The 18,020-nt window shown below is 68.1% G+C and carries 15 protein-coding genes; 9 read left to right on the top strand and 6 right to left on the bottom strand.

Annotated elements, in window-relative coordinates; genetic code table 11:
* Nucleotides 1-105: 105 nt before the first annotated feature.
* The 5 genes from R8G01_22385 to R8G01_22405 form a co-directional block, all read right to left on the bottom strand.
* A complete protein-coding gene (locus R8G01_22385) occupies nucleotides 106-1,152 on the bottom strand; it encodes a Gfo/Idh/MocA family oxidoreductase (protein ID MDW3216754.1) in 1,047 nt (348 codons plus the stop codon).
* On the bottom strand, nucleotides 1,149-2,168 hold the full coding sequence (locus tag R8G01_22390) for a Gfo/Idh/MocA family oxidoreductase (protein ID MDW3216755.1): 1,020 nt from the start codon (nucleotides 2,166-2,168) through the stop codon (nucleotides 1,149-1,151). The genes R8G01_22385 and R8G01_22390 overlap by 4 nt, the downstream gene beginning before the upstream one ends.
* A gap of 106 nt (nucleotides 2,169-2,274) precedes the next feature.
* Complete coding sequence (locus R8G01_22395) at nucleotides 2,275-2,940, bottom strand: GntR family transcriptional regulator (protein MDW3216756.1); 666 nt, start codon at nucleotides 2,938-2,940, stop codon at nucleotides 2,275-2,277.
* A gap of 76 nt (nucleotides 2,941-3,016) precedes the next feature.
* Entirely contained in the window at nucleotides 3,017-4,084 is a 1,068-nt protein-coding gene (locus tag R8G01_22400) for a pyridoxal-phosphate dependent enzyme (GenBank protein MDW3216757.1), read from the bottom strand.
* Between the two features lie 36 nt (nucleotides 4,085-4,120).
* Complete coding sequence (locus tag R8G01_22405; GenBank protein MDW3216758.1) at nucleotides 4,121-5,212, bottom strand: Ldh family oxidoreductase; 1,092 nt, start codon at nucleotides 5,210-5,212, stop codon at nucleotides 4,121-4,123.
* 132 nt (nucleotides 5,213-5,344) lie between these two features.
* Here R8G01_22405 and R8G01_22410 point away from each other — a divergent pair, with 132 nt between their 5' ends.
* From R8G01_22410 to R8G01_22420, 3 genes are read left to right on the top strand one after another with little or no spacing between them, the layout of a single operon-like run.
* Nucleotides 5,345-6,934, top strand: coding sequence for a CocE/NonD family hydrolase (locus tag R8G01_22410; protein MDW3216759.1), 1,590 nt, complete (start codon nucleotides 5,345-5,347; stop codon nucleotides 6,932-6,934).
* Complete coding sequence (locus R8G01_22415; GenBank protein MDW3216760.1) at nucleotides 6,931-7,965, top strand: Gfo/Idh/MocA family oxidoreductase; 1,035 nt, start codon at nucleotides 6,931-6,933, stop codon at nucleotides 7,963-7,965. The genes R8G01_22410 and R8G01_22415 overlap by 4 nt, the downstream gene beginning before the upstream one ends.
* Nucleotides 7,962-9,416: a sulfatase-like hydrolase/transferase gene (locus R8G01_22420; GenBank protein ID MDW3216761.1), complete on the top strand. Its 1,455-nt coding sequence runs from the start codon at nucleotides 7,962-7,964 to the stop codon at nucleotides 9,414-9,416. Before R8G01_22415 ends, R8G01_22420 begins: the two co-directional genes overlap by 4 nt.
* An 18-nt stretch (nucleotides 9,417-9,434) precedes the next feature.
* On the opposite strand, the gene R8G01_22425 is transcribed toward R8G01_22420, so the two are convergent.
* Entirely contained in the window at nucleotides 9,435-10,349 is a 915-nt protein-coding gene (locus R8G01_22425) for a dihydrodipicolinate synthase family protein (protein ID MDW3216762.1), read from the bottom strand.
* A gap of 311 nt (nucleotides 10,350-10,660) precedes the next feature.
* Here R8G01_22425 and R8G01_22430 point away from each other — a divergent pair, with 311 nt between their 5' ends.
* The 6 genes from R8G01_22430 to R8G01_22455 all read left to right on the top strand — a co-directional run bounded on the left by R8G01_22430 (nucleotide 10,661) and on the right by R8G01_22455 (nucleotide 18,003).
* Entirely contained in the window at nucleotides 10,661-12,424 is a 1,764-nt protein-coding gene (locus tag R8G01_22430; GenBank protein MDW3216763.1) for an ABC transporter substrate-binding protein, read from the top strand.
* A gap of 96 nt (nucleotides 12,425-12,520) precedes the next feature.
* Complete coding sequence (locus R8G01_22435; protein ID MDW3216764.1) at nucleotides 12,521-13,492, top strand: ABC transporter permease; 972 nt, start codon at nucleotides 12,521-12,523, stop codon at nucleotides 13,490-13,492.
* Nucleotides 13,489-14,451 carry an ABC transporter permease gene (locus tag R8G01_22440; protein ID MDW3216765.1) on the top strand — a complete coding sequence of 321 codons (963 nt, stop codon included), beginning with the start codon at nucleotides 13,489-13,491 and terminating at the stop codon, nucleotides 14,449-14,451. Before R8G01_22435 ends, R8G01_22440 begins: the two co-directional genes overlap by 4 nt.
* On the top strand, nucleotides 14,448-15,449 hold the full coding sequence (locus R8G01_22445; protein ID MDW3216766.1) for an ABC transporter ATP-binding protein: 1,002 nt from the start codon (nucleotides 14,448-14,450) through the stop codon (nucleotides 15,447-15,449). The genes R8G01_22440 and R8G01_22445 overlap by 4 nt, the downstream gene beginning before the upstream one ends.
* Nucleotides 15,446-16,483 carry an ATP-binding cassette domain-containing protein gene (locus R8G01_22450; protein MDW3216767.1) on the top strand — a complete coding sequence of 346 codons (1,038 nt, stop codon included), beginning with the start codon at nucleotides 15,446-15,448 and terminating at the stop codon, nucleotides 16,481-16,483. Before R8G01_22445 ends, R8G01_22450 begins: the two co-directional genes overlap by 4 nt.
* Nucleotides 16,480-18,003 (top strand): sulfatase-like hydrolase/transferase, encoded by a 1,524-nt coding sequence (locus R8G01_22455; protein ID MDW3216768.1) that lies wholly within the window; start codon nucleotides 16,480-16,482, stop codon nucleotides 18,001-18,003. Before R8G01_22450 ends, R8G01_22455 begins: the two co-directional genes overlap by 4 nt.
* The last annotated feature ends 17 nt before the right edge of the window (nucleotides 18,004-18,020 follow it).

Consider the following 18,020-nt stretch of genomic DNA (forward strand, 5'->3'; position numbering starts at 1 on the left):
CCCGAGCGCGTGATCGCAGCGAGTGTTCCGGTGATGACGCGCTGGCGTGCCCGACGATGAGCTGACCGTCGCCACCGTCGCCGCCTTGGCGGATCCCATAGCGAGTCAGTCGAGCTGTGCGACGGCGACAGGCCTGCCCGTCTCGATCGATCGGTAGGTCGCTTCGATGGCGGCGATCGCGATGGCGGCGTCGTCGATCGTGTATCTGAGCGGTTGGCCATGGCGGATTGCACCCACGACGTCGTGCAACATCTCGGAGACCGCCTCGTGCTCTCCTCGCGATCCGGCGTGGATCGCGTCGACCTCGCGGTTGGCTCGATGGAGCGCCACGGCCGGCTTGCTGTCGTCGGCGAGCAGGTGGCCGTGGGACCCGACGATCCTGACCGTGCTGGCACCCGGTCCGGCGGACGGTGCGGCCGGAATGCGACCCACGGTGATCGTCGCAACGACGCCGTGTGTGAAGCGCGCCGAGACGACGGCAACATCCTCGGCGCCGGCTTCGCGGTGAAGTTCGGAGAACGCCGTCGCCGAATAGCCGAACACCTCGAGCGGTTCGCAGCCCGTGAGCACGCGCACCGAGTCGATGCAGTAGCCCATGAAGTTCATGATCTCGCCGCCACCCGACAGCGTGGCATCGATGACGAGTTCTGGCCGCTCCACCGCTGTGGCGAACTGGGCGCCGTCGGAGAGGAACTCGACGTCGACGCTGCGCGCGAACCCGATGTGGCCGGCGTCGATCGTCGCCTTGGCGCGTCGTGTGCTCGCCAGAAGCGTGCGGTTGACGCTGGTGCAGACGAGCTGCCGCTCTCGGCTCATCGCCCGGAGCGCCAGCACGTCGGCGAGCGTCGTCGCGGCCGGTTTGTCGATCAGGACGTGGTGCCCGGCTTCCATCGCGGCGAGCGCGCACGCAGCGTGGCGGGTCGGCTCGCTGCATACGATCACGAGGTCGGCGTCGTCGGGGATCGAGTCGACCACGGGGACACCGCTGCGTTCGGCCACCGCACGGGTGTCGGCGTGGGCCCAATCGGGCGCGTCGTCGGAGTCGTGGACCGCCACCAGTTCGACGTCGGGATGGGCAGCGATCACGTCGGCATAGTTCCTGGCGTGGCGGACGCCGGAGAAGATGACGGTCTGCAACGGTGCGTCGCTCATCGTGCACCCCCGGTCGGGCCGGTCGGTTCGAGATCGACCGGTTGTCCCGTGTCGTAGGAACGTTGGGCGGCGATGGCCCCGGCGAGCGCGATCCGGGAGTGGGCGAGCGGGATCGGGGACTCGATCTCGCCCCGCACGGCGAGGAGCCAGGTGCGGATCTCGGCGGTCATGGCGCCGACGGTCGACGACGGCGTGTCGGCGACGGTCGGGTTGACGAGTTCGGTCTCGTCCGTCGTCGAGTGGCTGAGCGTGCCGAGTGCACCGGCGGCGACGATTCGCCTGACCGGATCGGCCGGGGGTCTGAGGCCGTAGCTCGTCTCGAGTACGGCGAGGGTCCCGCGTCGGCCCCTGATCAAGACGTGGAAGCTGTCGGGGGTGGGCACGTCGGGGCTGTAGGTCTTCCAGCCACGGGTGAACACCGAGGCCGGTTCGTCGTCGAGCAGGCGGAGCGCGAGGTCGATCGAGTGCATCCCATTGTGGATGAGGTGGCCGCCCGACGATGCCTCGTCGAGTTGCCATCCGCGCCAGGCGCGCGGCCACACGTGGGCGACGTACCACGTGATGTGCACCATCGAGACCTCGCCGATCTCGCCGGCGTCGACCGCCGTGATGATCGCGTCCATGCCCGGCTGGAAGCGAACCGTCTGGCCGACCATCACCAGCCGGCCGCTGCGTTCGGCGGCTTCGGCGATGCGATCGAATGCTTCGAGCGTGATCGCCGGTGGCTTCTCGATGAGCACGTCCTTGCCGGCGTCGAGCGCAGCGCAGGCGACCGGGCCGTGGGCGAGGGTGTGACCGCACACGTCGACGGCGTCGACCGCAGGGTCGCCGATCACGTCGGCCACGTCGGTCACGGTGCGGGCGCCTGGTGCGCGAGCCGCCAGCGCCCGGCCACGCTCGGGGTCGCTGGAGACGATGGTGGTCACCCGAGCGAGGTCGCCGAGGGCCAGATATGCGTCGAGGTGCGCCTCGGCGATCGCGCCCGAACCGGCGATGGCGATGTTGAGTGGTTGCACGGCTGGCGTTCTCCCGGTCGGCGGTCGTTCACCGCGCTCGACGAGAGAAGCTACGTTCTGAGCGATTGTCTGTCAAGTTGACATCCGTCGCCGACGGCGACGGGGCTCACTCCGCCGGATACAGGTCGTCGAACCCGGACCACAGGTGCTCGCGGACCGTCGCGACCGCCGCCTCGGCGTCACCCTCCCGGATCACCTCGACCAGATGGCGATGCCCGGCGAGCTGGGCGTTCGGTGAGCCGAACTCGGCGCTGAGGTGGGAGGGCACGAGGCTGACCCAGGTCTCGGCGGACAGCATCTCGAAGTGACGCAGCAGACGAGGGCTTCCCGTCGCACCGACGATCGCGCGGTGGAAGGCGAAGTGGACCTCGAGATAGTCGACCCAGCTCACGTCGTCGGGGAGACGTTCCAACGCTTCGAGGGCCGCTTCGACCTGCTCGATGCCCTCGTGCGTCAGCGTGAGGCGGCGGGCGGCCTCGCCTTCGATCAGCTCACGCAGCTCGAAGATGTCCTTGGCGTCGGTGCGGGTGAGCACCGGCACCCAGTAGCCACGGTTCATCTCGTGGTGCAGGAGACCTTTGCCGTTGAGCTGGGCCAACGCCGCTCGCAGCGACTGCCGACTGACGCCGAGGTCTTGCGACAACTCGACTTCGCGGAGGTTGGCACCCGGTCGGAGATCGCCGTTGAGGATTCTGGTGGACAGCTCTTGCGCGATCGAATCCGTGAGCGATACGCGCTGGATTCGATTGGTGGAACGTCCGCCATTGGTCATCGTCACACCTTCAATATGCCAGACAACCCGGGGTCTCCCCCCGATGGTCGGAGGATTATTGGGTCCGGCGTGCCGGTCACGTCGGTGCTCCGGCGAGGAGTTCTCCCGCATAGGCGAACACCGCGGGGGTGCCGCCGGTGTGCCAGAACACGACCGGGCCGTCGGGGAGATCACCGGTGTGGTGATCGGACACCATCGCCGCAGCTGCCTTCATCGTGTAGATCGGATCGAGCATCAGCCCCTCCGTCCGGGCGAAGAGACGGGTGGCGTGCACGCCGCCCTCGGTCACCTGGCCGTAGGTGCCGGCGAACTCGAACGTGGTCCTGACATCGGCCGGGTCGATCCGGGTCTCGAGCCCGAGCATCTCCGCCGCTTCGTTGGCGAGCCGCGCGACCTCTTCCTCGGCCGTGCGGTCGGCCCACATGCCGTCGGCGTACGGCGACACGCCGATGACCTCGATGTCCGAACCGGCGGCGCGCAGGCCGAGGAGGAGTCCGGCGTGCGTGGTGTCGAGGCTGCAGATGTAGATCCGGGCGGCGTCGATACCGCTCGCTTCGAGCTGGTCCAGGAATTCGAACGCCGCCTCGAGGTACGGCAGCGCGTGCATGGTCTTGTCGTCCTCGCTCGCTTGGAGTGCTCGGTAGACCACCCGTCCCTCGGCCTCGAGCCGGTCTCCGAGGGCGGTCAGCGTGTCGACCTGGAGATCGCGGTCGTCGTCGACGAGTTCCACGTGAGCGCCGTAGAGGTGATCGAGCAGCAGCGAGCCTTGCGGGGCATCGTCGTCGCGGCCCTCCATGCGACGAAGCACGAGGTGGCAGTCGAGGCCGAGCTTGGCGCACGATCCGGCGAGCACCCTGGAGTAGTTCGACTGCGACGCCGAGCCGCCGATCACGGTGTCGCACCCGGCCGCGATCGCCTTGCCGAGCACGTACTCGAGCATGCGGACCTTGTTGCCGCCGAAGGCGAGGCCGGTCATGTCGTCGCGCTTGATGTAGATCGACCGATCGCCCAGACGTCGTCCGAGTCGGGGAGCCGCTTGGAGCGGCGTCGGTGTGACCGCCAACTCGGCGCGAGGGAGCAGGCTGAGTGCGTCGGTCACCTGTTTGCGACGCCGGTCGGCTGCCTTCGCCGTCTCATCGTTCATCGTCACCACTTCGTTGCCTCTCGGGTCGTTCGTCGTTCATGGAGATGTCGTGCCGTGATCGCTCACGGATGCGGCGAGTGTGCGGAGGTCGTCCCAGCATCCGACCTCGATCATGACGTCGCCGGGCTCGCAGGTCGACTCCCACTCGCGCTCCGGGTCGCCCGGGACCTTGACCGGCGTGTCCGGGTCGACCGGCGGCGAGTCACGCAGCGCGCCGATGAGTGTGTCGAGGGCTCTGTTGGTGGGCTCGACCCCGGCCAGATGGGCGGGGTCGATGACGATCACACTGTGGGAAACGTGGCCGGCGAAGCGCTCGGCGCCGGACTTGTGCGCCCGGAGGTCGCCGCCACCGCTCAGCACGGCGGATAACACCTCCACGAGCAGGCCCATGCCGTAGCCCTTGTGGCCGCCGTGTCCGGTGCCGCTGCCGCCGAGCGGAAGCAGGCCACCGGCGTGTCCCGTCAACATGCCGTCGATCAGGTCGGACGGCCGGTTCAGGGGTCGACCGTCGCCGTCGACGGCCCATCCGGTCGGAACGAGTTCGCCGGCCCGGTCGGCGAGCTCGAGCTTGCCCATCGCGACGGTCGACGTCGACATGTCGACGACGATCTCGTCGCGCTCGCTGCGGATCCCGAGCGCGAGCGGGTTCGTGCCCAACTCGGCGCGGGTGCCGCCGGTGGGGATGACGAGCGGACCACCGGACGTGAACGCCATGGCGATCAGTCCGCGGTCGGCCGCGCGTCGGACCCAGTGTCCGGCGTAGCCGAAGTGGTTCGACCCGTGCACGACGCCGATGTGCGAGCCCACCTCGTTCGCCTGGTCGCAGGCGTGATCGACGAGTGCGGCCATGGCGACCTGGCCGAATGCGTGCTTCGCGTTCCAGCAGCTGGCGGCCGGAGCGCCGTGCTCGATCGTCGGCACCGCGGTGGGGTCGATCGACCCGGACGTGAGTCCGTTGAGGTACATCGGCACACGGGCGATGCCGTGCGTGTGGATGCCGCGACGGTCGGCCTGGATCAGGTTGTCGACGACCAGCGCGATGTGGCCGGACGATGCGCCGTGCGGCGCGAAGACGGTGCTCGCCGCGGCCGTGACCTCGTCGATGGGCAGGCGGACGAGATCGGTCACGTCGGCGCAGCCGCGAGGATCGGTGGGCGAGAGATGGACATTGGCAGACAATCATACACATTGAATGGTTGACATCTGCGCCGGACCCTTCCTATCGTGCGTCGGGCCGCGCCACCGACGGAGAGTCCTGCGATGATCACTGTTGACCACCCCTTGATACCGATGCGCGACGGTGCGACGGTGGCAGCGGATGTCGTCATGCCGTCCGGCCGTCCGACACCGACGCTGCTGGTCCGCACACCGTACGGCCGAGCCGGTTCCCGGATGACGAGCGATCCGGTGGGCCTCGCCGTCCGGGGATGGTCGGTGGTCGTGAGCGACGTGCGCGGACGCGGCGGTAGCTCCGGCGAGTTCGACCCGTTCCACCAGGAGACGAGCGACGGCACCGACACCGTCGACTGGATCGCGAAGCAGCCGTGGTGCGACGGCCGGGTGGCCATGGCCGGTGGCTCCTATCGAGGAGCGGTGCAGTGGTCGGCCGCAGCCGGTGGGCATCGGGCGCTCCGAGCCATCGCGCCACTCATGACGACCGCTCGCTTCGGTCCCGGTTGGTCGAGCGAGAACGGCATCGCGCTCGCCGGCTTCCTGCGAGCCTGGGCCCTGCGGTTCGCCATGTCGGCCCCCGGTGCGGACGACGCGGTCGTCGAACGGGCGCGGGAGCTCGGGGATCGTCTGCTCGCAGCGCCGGCGACGCCGGACATCGATCGGGAGATCGGCGAACTGTTCCCCGTGTTCGAGCGATGGATGCAACCCGACGACCAGGCGTACTTCGGTCCGCTCGACCTGCTCGCCGACGGCCGCATCCGGACGCCGGCGCGTCAGACCGGCGGGTGGTACGACATGTTCTGCGAGGGCGGGCTGGACGCGTTCGCGACGCTGAGTTCGTCGCTCGACCCGGCGCGGAGCCCGCAGCGCATGCTCGTCGGTCCGTGGTCCCATATCGGCGCCGCGAGCGCGGTCGTCGGCGACCGCTACTTCGGGCCGGGCGCCGACCCGGAACGTCTGCGGCTCGTCGACCGGGAGATCGAGTGGCTCGGCGCCGCGCTCGCGCCCGGACCTCGCTCGGAGCTCGGCCACCGGCTGAGCGTCTACGTGCTCGGACGGGGCGATTGGATCGACCTTCCGACGTGGCCGCCGCCCGACGCGGAGGTCGAGCGTTGGCAGCTCGGTGCCGACGGCACGATCCTCGTGCCGGGGGAGACGCCGCCGACGCCGGGGGAGCGGGTGGTCGAACACGATCCGGACCGACCGTTGCCGACGCACGGCGGCCGTGGGTTCGGCTTCTGGCCGCGATCCGGGCCACTCGTCGGGTCACTCGAAGCTGCCGGCGACGCCGACCGGCGTCTGATCCGCTACGTGTCGGCACCGGTCGAGCGGCCGGTCACCGTCGTCGGCCGCATCGCCGTCGATCTCGAGTTGGCTCCGGTCACCACCGGCTGTCATGCCGTCGTCCGCGTCGAATGCCTCGCCGTCGATGGTTCGACGATGTTGATCGTCGAACAGGGAACGCAACTCGTGGCCGGCGCTGCGTCAGCCGAGGTGCAACTCGCCGCCGGGTCGACCGCCTGGCACATCGACGTGGGCGAACGGATCGCCGTGTCGGTGTCGATGTCGAGTTGGCCGCGCCTCGCCGTCGCCCCGTCTGCCGGGTCGCTCGTGGTCAGACACGGCGACCCGAACCGGTGTGCGATCCTGCTCCCCACGCTGGAGGTCGGACGATGACGAGTGTGCAGATCGGGGTGAGTGGACTCGGGTCGATCGGCTGTCGTCACGCTCGCCTGCTCGCCGGGATGCCAGGCGTCGAGGTCCACGGTTTCGACAGCCACGGCGTGTCCGACGCGGCGGCGGCCGAACTCGGCGGACTCACCTCGATCGCTCCGAGTCTCGATGCGTTGATCGAGCGGGCGCCGACCGGTTTGATCGTGGCGACACCGGATGCCGTGCACGTCGAACAGGCGGAACTCGCCGTGCGAGCCGGGGTGCCGGTCCTCATCGAGAAGCCACTGTCGAACGACCTCGTGTCGGCGCAGGCGATCACCGATCTGGCAGCGGCGCAGGGCGTGCCCGCCATGGTCGGCTACGTGTTGCGACACCACGGCACGATGCGTCGGTTGCAGCGGGTCATCGCCGGCGGCGACATCGGTGCGCCGGCATCCGTGCACGCCACGCTCAGCGCGTACGAGACGCTCGTGGTCGCCCGCAATCGGTTCGACGACGACGCCACGTATCGGCTCGTGTTCGACTACAGCCACGAGTGGGACTATCTCCAATGGTTGTTCGGCCCGATCGTGCGGTGCGCGGCGACGTCGCGGGTCGCTCCGGGCGTCCGGCCGTCGCAGACCCCGAACGTGGTCGACGTGCTCTTCGACTTCGAGACCGACCTGACGGGGAGCGTCCACCTCGACTACGTCAGCCCCGGGGTTCGACGCTGCCGGGTGATCGGCGAGGAGGGTGTCGTCGAGATGGACATCGCGACCGGGTCGATCGTGATCAAGCCGCATGGCGGTGACGAACAGAGCGAGACCGTCCGAGAAGAACGCGACGTCGCATTCGTCCGTCAACTCGAACACTTCGTCGAGGTCGCGCAGGGTCGAGCGGAGCCGATCGTGTCGTTGCGTGACGGTGTGAACGCGATCGCGGTCGCCGACGCACTCGTCGTGGCCTGTACCGAGCGACGCTGGGTCGACGTCTCATCGGTTCCGGGTCGAGGCGATGCCGAGCCGCAGATTCCACCGACCAGGAGGTCTGAATGAGTGCAGCGAACGCGCAACCGAACATCATCTTGATCGCCACCGACCAGCACCGGTTCGATTGTCTCGGCCTCGCCGGTCACCCGGTGTTGCAGACACCGAACCTCGACTTCCTCGGAGGATCCGGCACGCACTTCAGAAGTGCGTACGTCGAAGCGCCGAGTTGCATTCCCGCCCGCCGGACGCTGATCTCCGGCCAGGCTCCGGCGGCCAACGGCATGGTGGGATTCCAGGAGGGTGTCGCCTGGGACCCGCCCCAGACGATCGCCGGAGAACTGTCGAAGGCCGGCTACCAGTGCGAGATGGTCGGCAAGATGCACCTGTGGCCGCAGCGGAAACGGTACGGCTTCCACCGGATGGCGTTGGCCGACAGCACCCGCGGGCCCAACAACGACTATCTGGACTGGCTGTCCGGAGAGGTACCCACCGATCGTTGGGCGATGGCGCACGGCGTCAGCCCGAACGGTTGGATCGCCCGTCCAACGCATCTCGACGAGACCCAGACACACACCTTCTGGTGCATCAGCCAGGCGATCGAGTTCCTCGAGAAACGTGATCCCGAGATGCCGTACTTCCTGTACATCGGCTTCATCGATCCGCACCCGCCACTGACCCCGCCTGCGTTCTACTACGACCGGTACGCGCGCCAAGAGCTCCCGGGTCCGCTGATCGGCGACTGGGTCGACCCCGAGTTCCGGCCGCGGAAGGGGCAGGACCCCGAAGGGCCGGAGACGCGCGCCGACCTCGCCCTGGACGATGTCGCGATGCACGACTTCCGAGCGGGGTACTACGGCTTGATCAACCACGTCGACGATCAGGTCGGACGGCTGTTGCAGTACCTGCGCGACACGAGGCTGCTCGACGAGTCGTTCCTGCTGTTCACCTCCGATCACGGCGAGATGCTGGGCGACCATCACATGCTGGCCAAGGCAGCGGGGTTCGATGGTTCGGCTCGCATTCCGTTCCTCGCCCGCGCTCCCCGGTCGTTCGATCTGCCGAGCGGCAGGGTCGTCGATGCGCCGGTCGGTCTCCAGGACGTGCTGGCGACCCTCGTCGACGTCGCCGGCGGGGAGGTGCCGCCAGCGGTCACCGGGCGCTCGGTCCTGCCGTTGATGGGCGAACCGTCGGCGGGTGACGCCCCGTGGCGCGACGTGCTCCACGGCGAGCACTCGCCTGCATACTCGGGCGACTACGGGATGCACTTCCTCGTCGACGGGCACACGAAGTACATCTGGCACACGCAGAGTGGCCGGGAGTTCTTCTTCGATCTCGACGGGGCCGGCGAGGCGCACAACCTGGTCGAACACCCCGACCGGAGCGACCAGGTCGCGGCGTTCCGGCGGCGGTTGATCGAGATCCTGACCGACCGGCCCGAGGGGTTCGTCGACCGCGGTGAACTCGTCGCCGGTCGGCCGTATCAGGCGCTCATCGACCCGATCCGACCGGGGGTGTGATCCCGGCGCTCGCCCTGGTCACTCGATCAGGCCGAGTTCGACCAGATCTGCGTGCAGCGTGTCGAGTTCCGGGTCCGTGAGGCTGTGGTACGGGCTTCGGCGCCACCTGCCGTAGATGCCCTCGAGTTCGCACCAGCCGTGAATCGCCGCATCGAAGCCGCCCGTCGCTCGACGCAGGACATCGAACATCGGTCGATCGACCTCGCCGATGATCCGTGCCATCTCGATCGCGTCGGCGTTCGTCGTGGCACCCCAGTAACGCCGAGCGATCTCCGGCCGGAAGGGGGTGAGCGTCGACAGGTAGCCCGACGCACCGTAGGGCCAGAGCTGGGAGTGCAGGGTCTTGCTGCCGCCGGCGATCACCGCCCACGACTCGGACACGGCTGCGGTCATGCGACTCCCGAACTCGCCGCCGAAGTCGTCCTTGATCGCGACGACCCCGTCGACGCTCTCGTGCACGCGCTCGATGATCTCGAGGCTGTCGGCGACGCCGCGAGCCACCATGTAGGTGCTGACCAGCACGACCGGGATCTGCTCGGCGACGGCAGCGTAGTGGCCGACCAGTGTCTCGGCAGTTCCTGAACGGGTCCAGTCGGGCGGCAGCACCATCAGTGCGTCGACGCCGAGGTCGCGGCAGTACGCGGCGAACTCGACCGTCCGTCCGGTCCACCAACTGCGATCGGCAGCGACCAGGGGAACCCGAGCGCCGACGGCGTCGACGACGAGTCGGGTGACGAACTCGACCTCGTCGTCGGTCAGGAGCGAGTACAGGCTGTCGCCGTAGGTGAGCACGAGGGCGGTGGCGTCGTTGGCCACGCAACGGTCGACGTAGCGGGCGAGTCCTCCTGCGTCGATCTCACCGGTGGGGAGGAACGGGACCCGGACGCTGGCGATCGGACCGACGAGTCGTGTGGTCAGTGCATCTTGTGTCATCGTGACCTCCGAGGTCGGCGGCCGTGGAGCCACGGCGCGTCCCCGACCTCGATCGCGCCGATTGCCAGACAATACTACAGCCTGACTAGTTGACAAAGAGTTGGGTTGCTTCCTAAGATCGGCGCACTCCCGACCGAGAAGAACGCGCCGGGAACCGTGCTTCGGCTCGAAGCCCGGTGCGACGACTCCACTCGTTCGCCTGCGGCGGCGAGGGGAATCGGAACTTCTCGGTCGAGCGTGAAGGCCGGCGGTGCAGCGTGCTCCGAGCAGGCGAACTCAACAGTCGAACTTGGAGGTTCGTGATGATGGGAATGAGAAGAGTCGCCGTGGTGGTGGTCGCCGCATTGGCGCTCGCAGCCTGTGGTTCGGGTGACGACGATGCGACCGACGACGTCGACGACACCGTCGAGGACACCGCCTCGGGCGATGACGCCGGTGACGATGGTGACGATGGTGACGACGGTGCGGGTGACGACGGTGCGGGTGACGATGAGCCGTCCGATGATTCGGACGCCGACGACACGACGGACGCCGGGGGCGACGACGGCGGGGACGACGCCGTCGGCGAACGGTCGATCAACATCCAGCTCTACCAGGGTCCGAGCTCGTTCAGCCCGCTGCTCGCGGCCACCGGCCCGAACGGCCTGATGCAGCAGATCCACTGGGACGCGCTGGTCGGACTCGGCGGAGAGACCGACTACGTCGGGCGTCTGGCCGAGAGCTGGGACGTCAGCGACGACGCGACGACCTGGACGTTCAACCTCCGTGACGACGTCCGCTGGAGTGACGGTGAGCAGTTCACCGCCGACGACGTGGTCTTCACGTTCGAGGCGCTGTCGAATCCGGCCACCGGCAGTGGCAACACCGGCAAGTTCAGCAACGTCGCCGGTCACGCCGAATTCGTGGCCGGGGAGGCCGACAACATCAGCGGCTTCACGGCGCCCGATGACTTCACCTTCCAGATCGAACTGCTGGCGCCGAACAGCGCGTACATGGTCGACATGGTCGAGCCGCTGATCCCGATCCTCCCCGAGCACGTGGTGTCGCAACTGCCCGTGGAAGGGCTCGCGGAGAACCAGTTCTTCCGCGAACCGACGGTCGGTATCGGGCCGTACATCTTCTCGCGGTGGCTGAGTGATGACCAGGTCGAGTTCGTCGCGAACCCCGAGTTCCGCGACGAACTCGGACTCGACACGGTCTACACGACGTTCCTGGCGACCGACGTCGCCCAGGCGCAGTTGGAGACCGGCGAGATCGACTACACGCAGGTGTCCGCCGTCGACCTCGAGCGTGTCTCCGGCATCGACGGCGTCACGGTGCACAGCGTCGACGGCCCGAGCATCGCTGCGCTCCACACCGCTTGGGACACCAAGACCGAGCTCGTGCAGCCGCAGGTTCGCCAGGCGATGATGCACGCGATCGACCGTCAGGCGATCGTCGACTCCGTCATCGCCGGCGAGGGCGACGTCATCAACACGATGGCGTTCGGACCGGATTGGGCCGTCCCGGACGGCTTGAACGAGTACCCGTACGATCCGGAGAAGGCCCAGGAACTGCTCGCCGAAGTCGGCTGGGATTCCGACACCGAGGTCACCATCGAGATCGTGCCGGGGCAGACCGATCGTGACCAGGTCGTCACGATCGTTGCCGGACAGCTGCAGGCGGTCGGCATCAACGCCGTCGTCGAGCCGATGGACGGCACGGCGATGGGCAGCGACATCGGCGACCGGAACTTCGATCTCCTCATGTCGATCTACGGTCTGTTCAACGCCGACCCTGCCGCGATGGGCTTCCGCCTGGCGTGTGCGCAGGGCAACGGCGGCGGCAACCTGTCGAACTACTGCAACCCGGAGCTCGACGAACTCCTCGCCGCAGGTGTTGCGACGACCGATCAGGACGAGCGGGCGGCGATCTACGCCGACGCCCAGAAGATCGTGAACGAGGAGTTGCCGGTGATCCTGCTCTACTCGCCGCGGACCATCTCGGCCACCAGCGACCGCCTCGAGGGGTACGTCGCGAGCCCGATCCCCACGCAGGCGTTCTGGAACATCGCCGAGTGGTCGGTCAGCGGCTGACCACGTGAGTGTTCTGCTGAGGTGTCGTGGCGCGGTCGCGCGGTGGTGCCGGCCGTCCACGACACCTCAACGGTCACATTCGGATAGGAACTAGCGATGCTCGCCTTCATCGCCCGGCGCCTGATCATCTCGGTGTTGGTCCTCTTCGGCATCAGCATCCTGCTGTTCGCGATGCTGCGATGGATGCCGGGCGACCCGACCGAGGCGTTGCTCGACCCGATGTCGTTCACCGGTGACCGCGAGGCAGCGCTGGCCGACCTGCGACGCCGGCTCGGCCTCGATCGCTCACTGGTCGTCCAGTACTTCTCGTGGTTGCGCGAGGTGATGCAGGGGAATCTCGGCTATTCGTACGTGGACGGTCGACCCGTGACCGAGATCCTCGGCGATCGGTTGGGCGCAACGGCGCGCCTGATGTCGGCGAGCGTGTTCATCGGGTTGTTGGTCGGCGTCCCGCTCGGGATCGTCGCCGCGATCCGCAAGAACTCGATCATCGACTATGTCTCGAGTGCCGGCAGCTTGCTCATGATCTCGGTGCCGTCGTTCTTCACGGCACTGATCGGCATCTACGTCTTCGGCATCAAGCTCGGCTGGCTGCCGACCTCGGGACAGAACACCCCGGGCGAGACCGGCCTCCTCGACTCGATCGAACATCTGATCCTGCCTGCCTCGATCCTCGGGCTGTCGCTGGCAGGGCCGTACATGCGCTACGTGCGCTCGAGCCTGCTCGAAGTCCTCAGCCAGGACTTTCTCGTGACGGCCCGGTCGAAGGGCCTGTCGCGAATTCGGGTGGTGGGGCGGCACGCGCTGGCGAACGCCCTGATCCCGTTGATCACGGTGATGGCCGTCCAACTGCCGGCGCTGTTCGGCGGCGCCGTCGTGATCGAGCAGATGTTCGCATGGCCGGGGATGGGCCGCATGGCGCTCGATGCGGTCAACGCCCGCAACTATCCGATCATCCTGGGGTTCGTCATGTTCGTGTCGATCCTGGTGCTGCTGTCCAACCTGGCGGCCGACGTCCTGTACGCCGTGGTCGACCCACGGGTTCGGACGGGGCAGGAGGAGTCATGACCACTCACGATCACGGTGCGCCGGGTGACCCCGAGTTCGTGGTCGCCGCCGATCTCGCTCCGGTCGATGCCTCGACCGACGCCGGAACCGACGGCGAACCGGAGCCGGGTGAACTGTCGCCATCCCGGCTGGCCTGGAAGCGATTCCTGGCGAACCGGTTGGCCGTTGCCGGCCTCGTCATCCTCTCGTCGTTGATCATCCTCTGCGTGTTCCTGCCGATGATCATGACGCTCGAACCCAACGCCGTGGACGCGGCGCAGTTCCGCAAGGGGCCTACCGACGGACGACCGCTCGGCAGCGACTCGGCGGGCCGTGACGTGTTCGCGAGGCTGGTGTACGGCGGGAGGGTCTCGCTGCTGGTCGGCCTGAGCGCTGCGTTCTCCGCCACGGTCATCGGCATGGCGCTCGGAGCCGCGGCGGGTTTCTTCGGTGGCGTCGTCGACGGATTCATCAGCCGCGTCACCGACGTCGTGCTCTCGTTCCCGACCGTCGTCATCATCATCATCGTCGCTGCGTTCGCCGGTCCGAGCCTGAAGGTCCTGATCCTGTCGATCGCCCTGTTCGAGTGGCCGACGGCGTGCCGGTTGGTGCGCGGCCTGACGCTGTCGCTTCGTGAGCAGGAATCGGTCGTCGCAGCCCGCGGCCTCGGCGGGAGGTCCCTGCACATTCTGCGCCGACACATCGTGCCGGCGACGATCGCTCCGTTGACCGTGGTCGCAACCCTGCTGGTGGCGCAGGCGATCCTGCTCGAGGCGGCGTTGTCGTTCCTCGGACTCGGCGTCCCGCCGCCGACGGCGAGCTGGGGCAACATGCTCACCGAGTCGCAGTCGTTGTCGATCCTCGAGTCGATGCCATGGCTCTGGATGCCGCCCGGAGCTGCGATCGCCGTCGCGGTGCTCGCGGTCAACTTCGTCGGGGACGGGCTGCGTGAGATGGCGGATCCGAGGCAGCAGCGATGACCACCGAACCACTGCTGCGCATCGACGGGCTGGTCACGGAGTTCCAGACCCACTCCGGGGTGATCACCGCCGTCGCCGGCGCCAGCTACCACGTCGATCGCGGTGAGACCCTCGGGGTGGTGGGCGAATCCGGGTCTGGCAAGAGTGTGACGGTTGCCTCGGTGCTCGGCCTGCTCCCGCCGGCGAGTTCGCGCGTCCGGGCGGGGACCGCCATGTTCGACGGACGCGACCTCCTCGCGATGCCCGAGTCCGAGCTCCGTCGGGTGCGAGGCGCCGACATCGGCCTGATCTTCCAGGATCCGATGACGGCGTTCAATCCGGTGATGACGGTCGGCGCCCAGATCGCCGAATCGCTCCGCGAACACGGCGATCATTCGCGGCGGTCGGCCAAGGCCCGGGTCGCAGAACTCCTGGCCGAGGTCGGGATCCCCGACCCCGCTCGACGTGCCACCCAGTATCCCCATGAGTTCTCCGGTGGCATGCGCCAGCGGGCGATGATCGCGATGGCGATCGCCAACCGACCGTCGCTCATCATCGCCGATGAACCGACGACGGCGCTCGACGTGACGGTCCAGGCGCAGATCCTCGACCTCCTGCGGTCGATCCAGGAAGAACACAACGCGGCGATGATCATGATCACCCATGACTTCGGCGTGATCGCCGAGGTCGCCGAACGTGTGGTCGTCATGTACGCCGGACGTGTGGTCGAGTCGGCCGATGTCGACACGACGTTCCATGCGCCGCGCCATCCGTACACGTCCGGGCTGTTGCACAGCCTGCCCGTGGTCGACCGGCGCGTGGACGACCTGCCGACCATCGGAGGTCAACCACCGAATCCGATGCACGTCCCCGCCGGATGTTCGTTCGCTCCGCGATGCGACCGATCGCGCGGCCGACCCGAGTGCGCCGTCGAACCGAGCCTCGTCGAGGTGGTCGGTGGACATCGGGTGGCGTGCCACTTCCAGGAAGAGGCCGCGTCGATCGAGGTGGAGTCGTGACGTCCGAGACCCCCCTGCTCGAAGTCGTCGACCTGGTGAAACACTTCCCGGTCCGCGGCGGGGTGCTCCGACGTCAGACCGGAACCGTGCACGCGGTGAACGGCGTCTCGTTCGAGATCAACCGCGGCGAGACGCTCGCGCTCGTCGGTGAGTCGGGCAGTGGCAAGTCGACCACCGGTCGCACCCTGATCGGGTTCCAGCCGGCCACCTCGGGGACCGTGCGGTTCGATGGCATCGACCTCGCCTCGATCGGTTCGGCCGAGCGCCGCGCACTCCGCGGTCGGATGCAGTACGTCTTCCAGGACCCGTACGCGTCGCTCAACGCGCGCATGACGGTCGGGGAGATCATCGCCGAGCCGCTGCAGATCCACCGTCGGGGCGACCGGAGCGCTCGGCGGCGGCGGGCTCAGGAGCTCATGGATCTGGTCGGTCTCGACCCCACCATGCATTCGCGCTATCCGCATCAGTTCTCGGGTGGTCAGCGACAGCGGATCGGTGTGGCCAGAGCGCTGGCGCTCGAGCCGGACCTGCTGGTGCTCGACGAACCCGTCTCGGCGCTCGACCTCTCGGTGCAGGCGCAGGTGATCAACCTCCTGACCCGGCTCCAGCGCGAGATGAACCTCGCCTATCTCTTCATCGCTCACGACCTCGCCGCCGTGCGGCAGCTCGCCGACCGGTTGGCGGTGATGTACCTCGGCGAGATCGTCGAATGCGGGGACGCCGACACCGTGTACGACCGTCCCTCGCATCCCTACACGAGGGCGTTGCTGTCGGCGATTCCGCTGCCCGATCCGCGGCTCAGGGACCGTGCCGGGCGGGAGCTGTTGAGCGGCGATCTCCCGTCACCGCTCGAAGTGCCGAGCGGGTGTCCGTTCCGGAGCCGCTGCCCGCTGGCCGAAGCGCGGTGCACCGAGCACCCGGAACTGAAGGTCCGAACTGCCTCGGGAGCGAAGTCGGCGTGTCACTTCGCCGAGGAGATCCCGATCCTCGCCCGATCGGTGCCCGGCGGGCGACGAACCGACCCGGCGGGATGATGGTGTCGAAGCGGCCGAATGTGCTGCTCGTCATGACCGACGAGCACCACGCCCAGGTCAGCGGGTACGCCGGCGACCCGGTCGTCGAGACCGGCTGCCTCGACCGTCTCGCGAGTCGGTCGGTTGCGTTCGATCGTGCGACGTGTGCCGGACCGGTCTGCACCCCGAGTCGGATGTCGATGCTCACCGGGCGCGAACCGCACCGGTGTGCCGGGTGGTCGAACCACTGGGTGATCTTCCCCGAGCGCGTCACCTGGCCGGCGCACTTCGCCGAACACGGCTACCGCACGGCGCTGATCGGCAAGATGCACTTCGGCGGCCGCGATCAGATGCAGGGATTCCAGAGCCGCCCGTACGGCGACCTCCGCCACGGTCTCGGGCACCAGCCCGATCCGCTCAGCATGTTCCCGGGATACGCGCACACCGCCAGCGCCGGTACCACCGAGGTCCCGGTCAGCATGCTGCAGGACGTCGTCGTCAGTCGCGAAACCCGCGAGTTCATCGTCGAGCACGCCGACACGACGCCGGAGCAGCCCTGGTTCGTGTGTGCGTCGTACTCCCGTCCGCACGCCCCGCTCACGACACCGGGCCGGTACCAGCGGCGATACTCCGGTCGGGTTCCCGCCGCAGCCGGTACGTCGGCCGACGGATTGATCGAGCAGTTCGCGCGGAACCGCGTGCACGCCGTGTCCGAGGCACAGTCGCTGCGCGCCCGCGAGGCGTACTACGCCTGCGTCGACTTCGTCGACGACTGCATCGCCGAGCTGATCGAGCCACTCGAGCGCGACGGCCTGCTCGACGACACGATCGTCATCTACACCTCCGATCACGGTGAGATGCTCGGCCTGCACAGCGTGTGGGGCAAACAGCTCTACCACCAGGCATCGGTCGGCGTCCCGCTCCTGATCTCCGGTCCCGGCCTTCCCGCCGGCACCGGGCGCAGCGACCCGATCTCGCTGATCGACCTGTTCCCGACCACCTGTGGACTCGTCGGCCTCCCCATCCCGTCGGATGTCGACGGAACCGACCTGAGCGGCAGTCTGCTCGGCGACGCGAACGCCCCGACTCGGCAGTACACGGCAAGCGCCGCCTACCGGTACGGCATCAGGATCGCGCACGACGCCACCGAGGAGTCGGCCCCGCACGAAGCCTGGCGGTGTGTGCAGGACGGCGAGTGGAAGTACGTCGAGGTCGAGCGCGGGGCGCGGTTGCTCTTCAACTTCGTCGACGACCCGTGCGAGACCGACAACCTGGTCGATCAGCCCGAGCACGGCGAGCGGGTCGAGCGGATGCGTGGCTGGTTGTACGAGTCGTTCGGCTGGGAGGACGTCCACGAGCAGTTGCGAAGCGACCGCGACCGTGTCCCCGATCACCTGTCGGGGCTGCAACCGTCGACGCCGAACCAGTACATGCTGCCCGACGGTCGGACCTTCGATGCCGAAGGTGGCTTGTACGGCGCTCGCTGGCTCCCGATCCCGGAAGGTGCCGACGCCGGCATCATCCCGCAGCAGTTCGGCTGAGGTGGCGGACCGAGCCG

The sequence above is a fragment of the Ilumatobacteraceae bacterium genome (genome assembly GCA_033344875.1).
GTDB lineage: Bacteria > Actinomycetota > Acidimicrobiia > Acidimicrobiales > Ilumatobacteraceae > Ilumatobacter.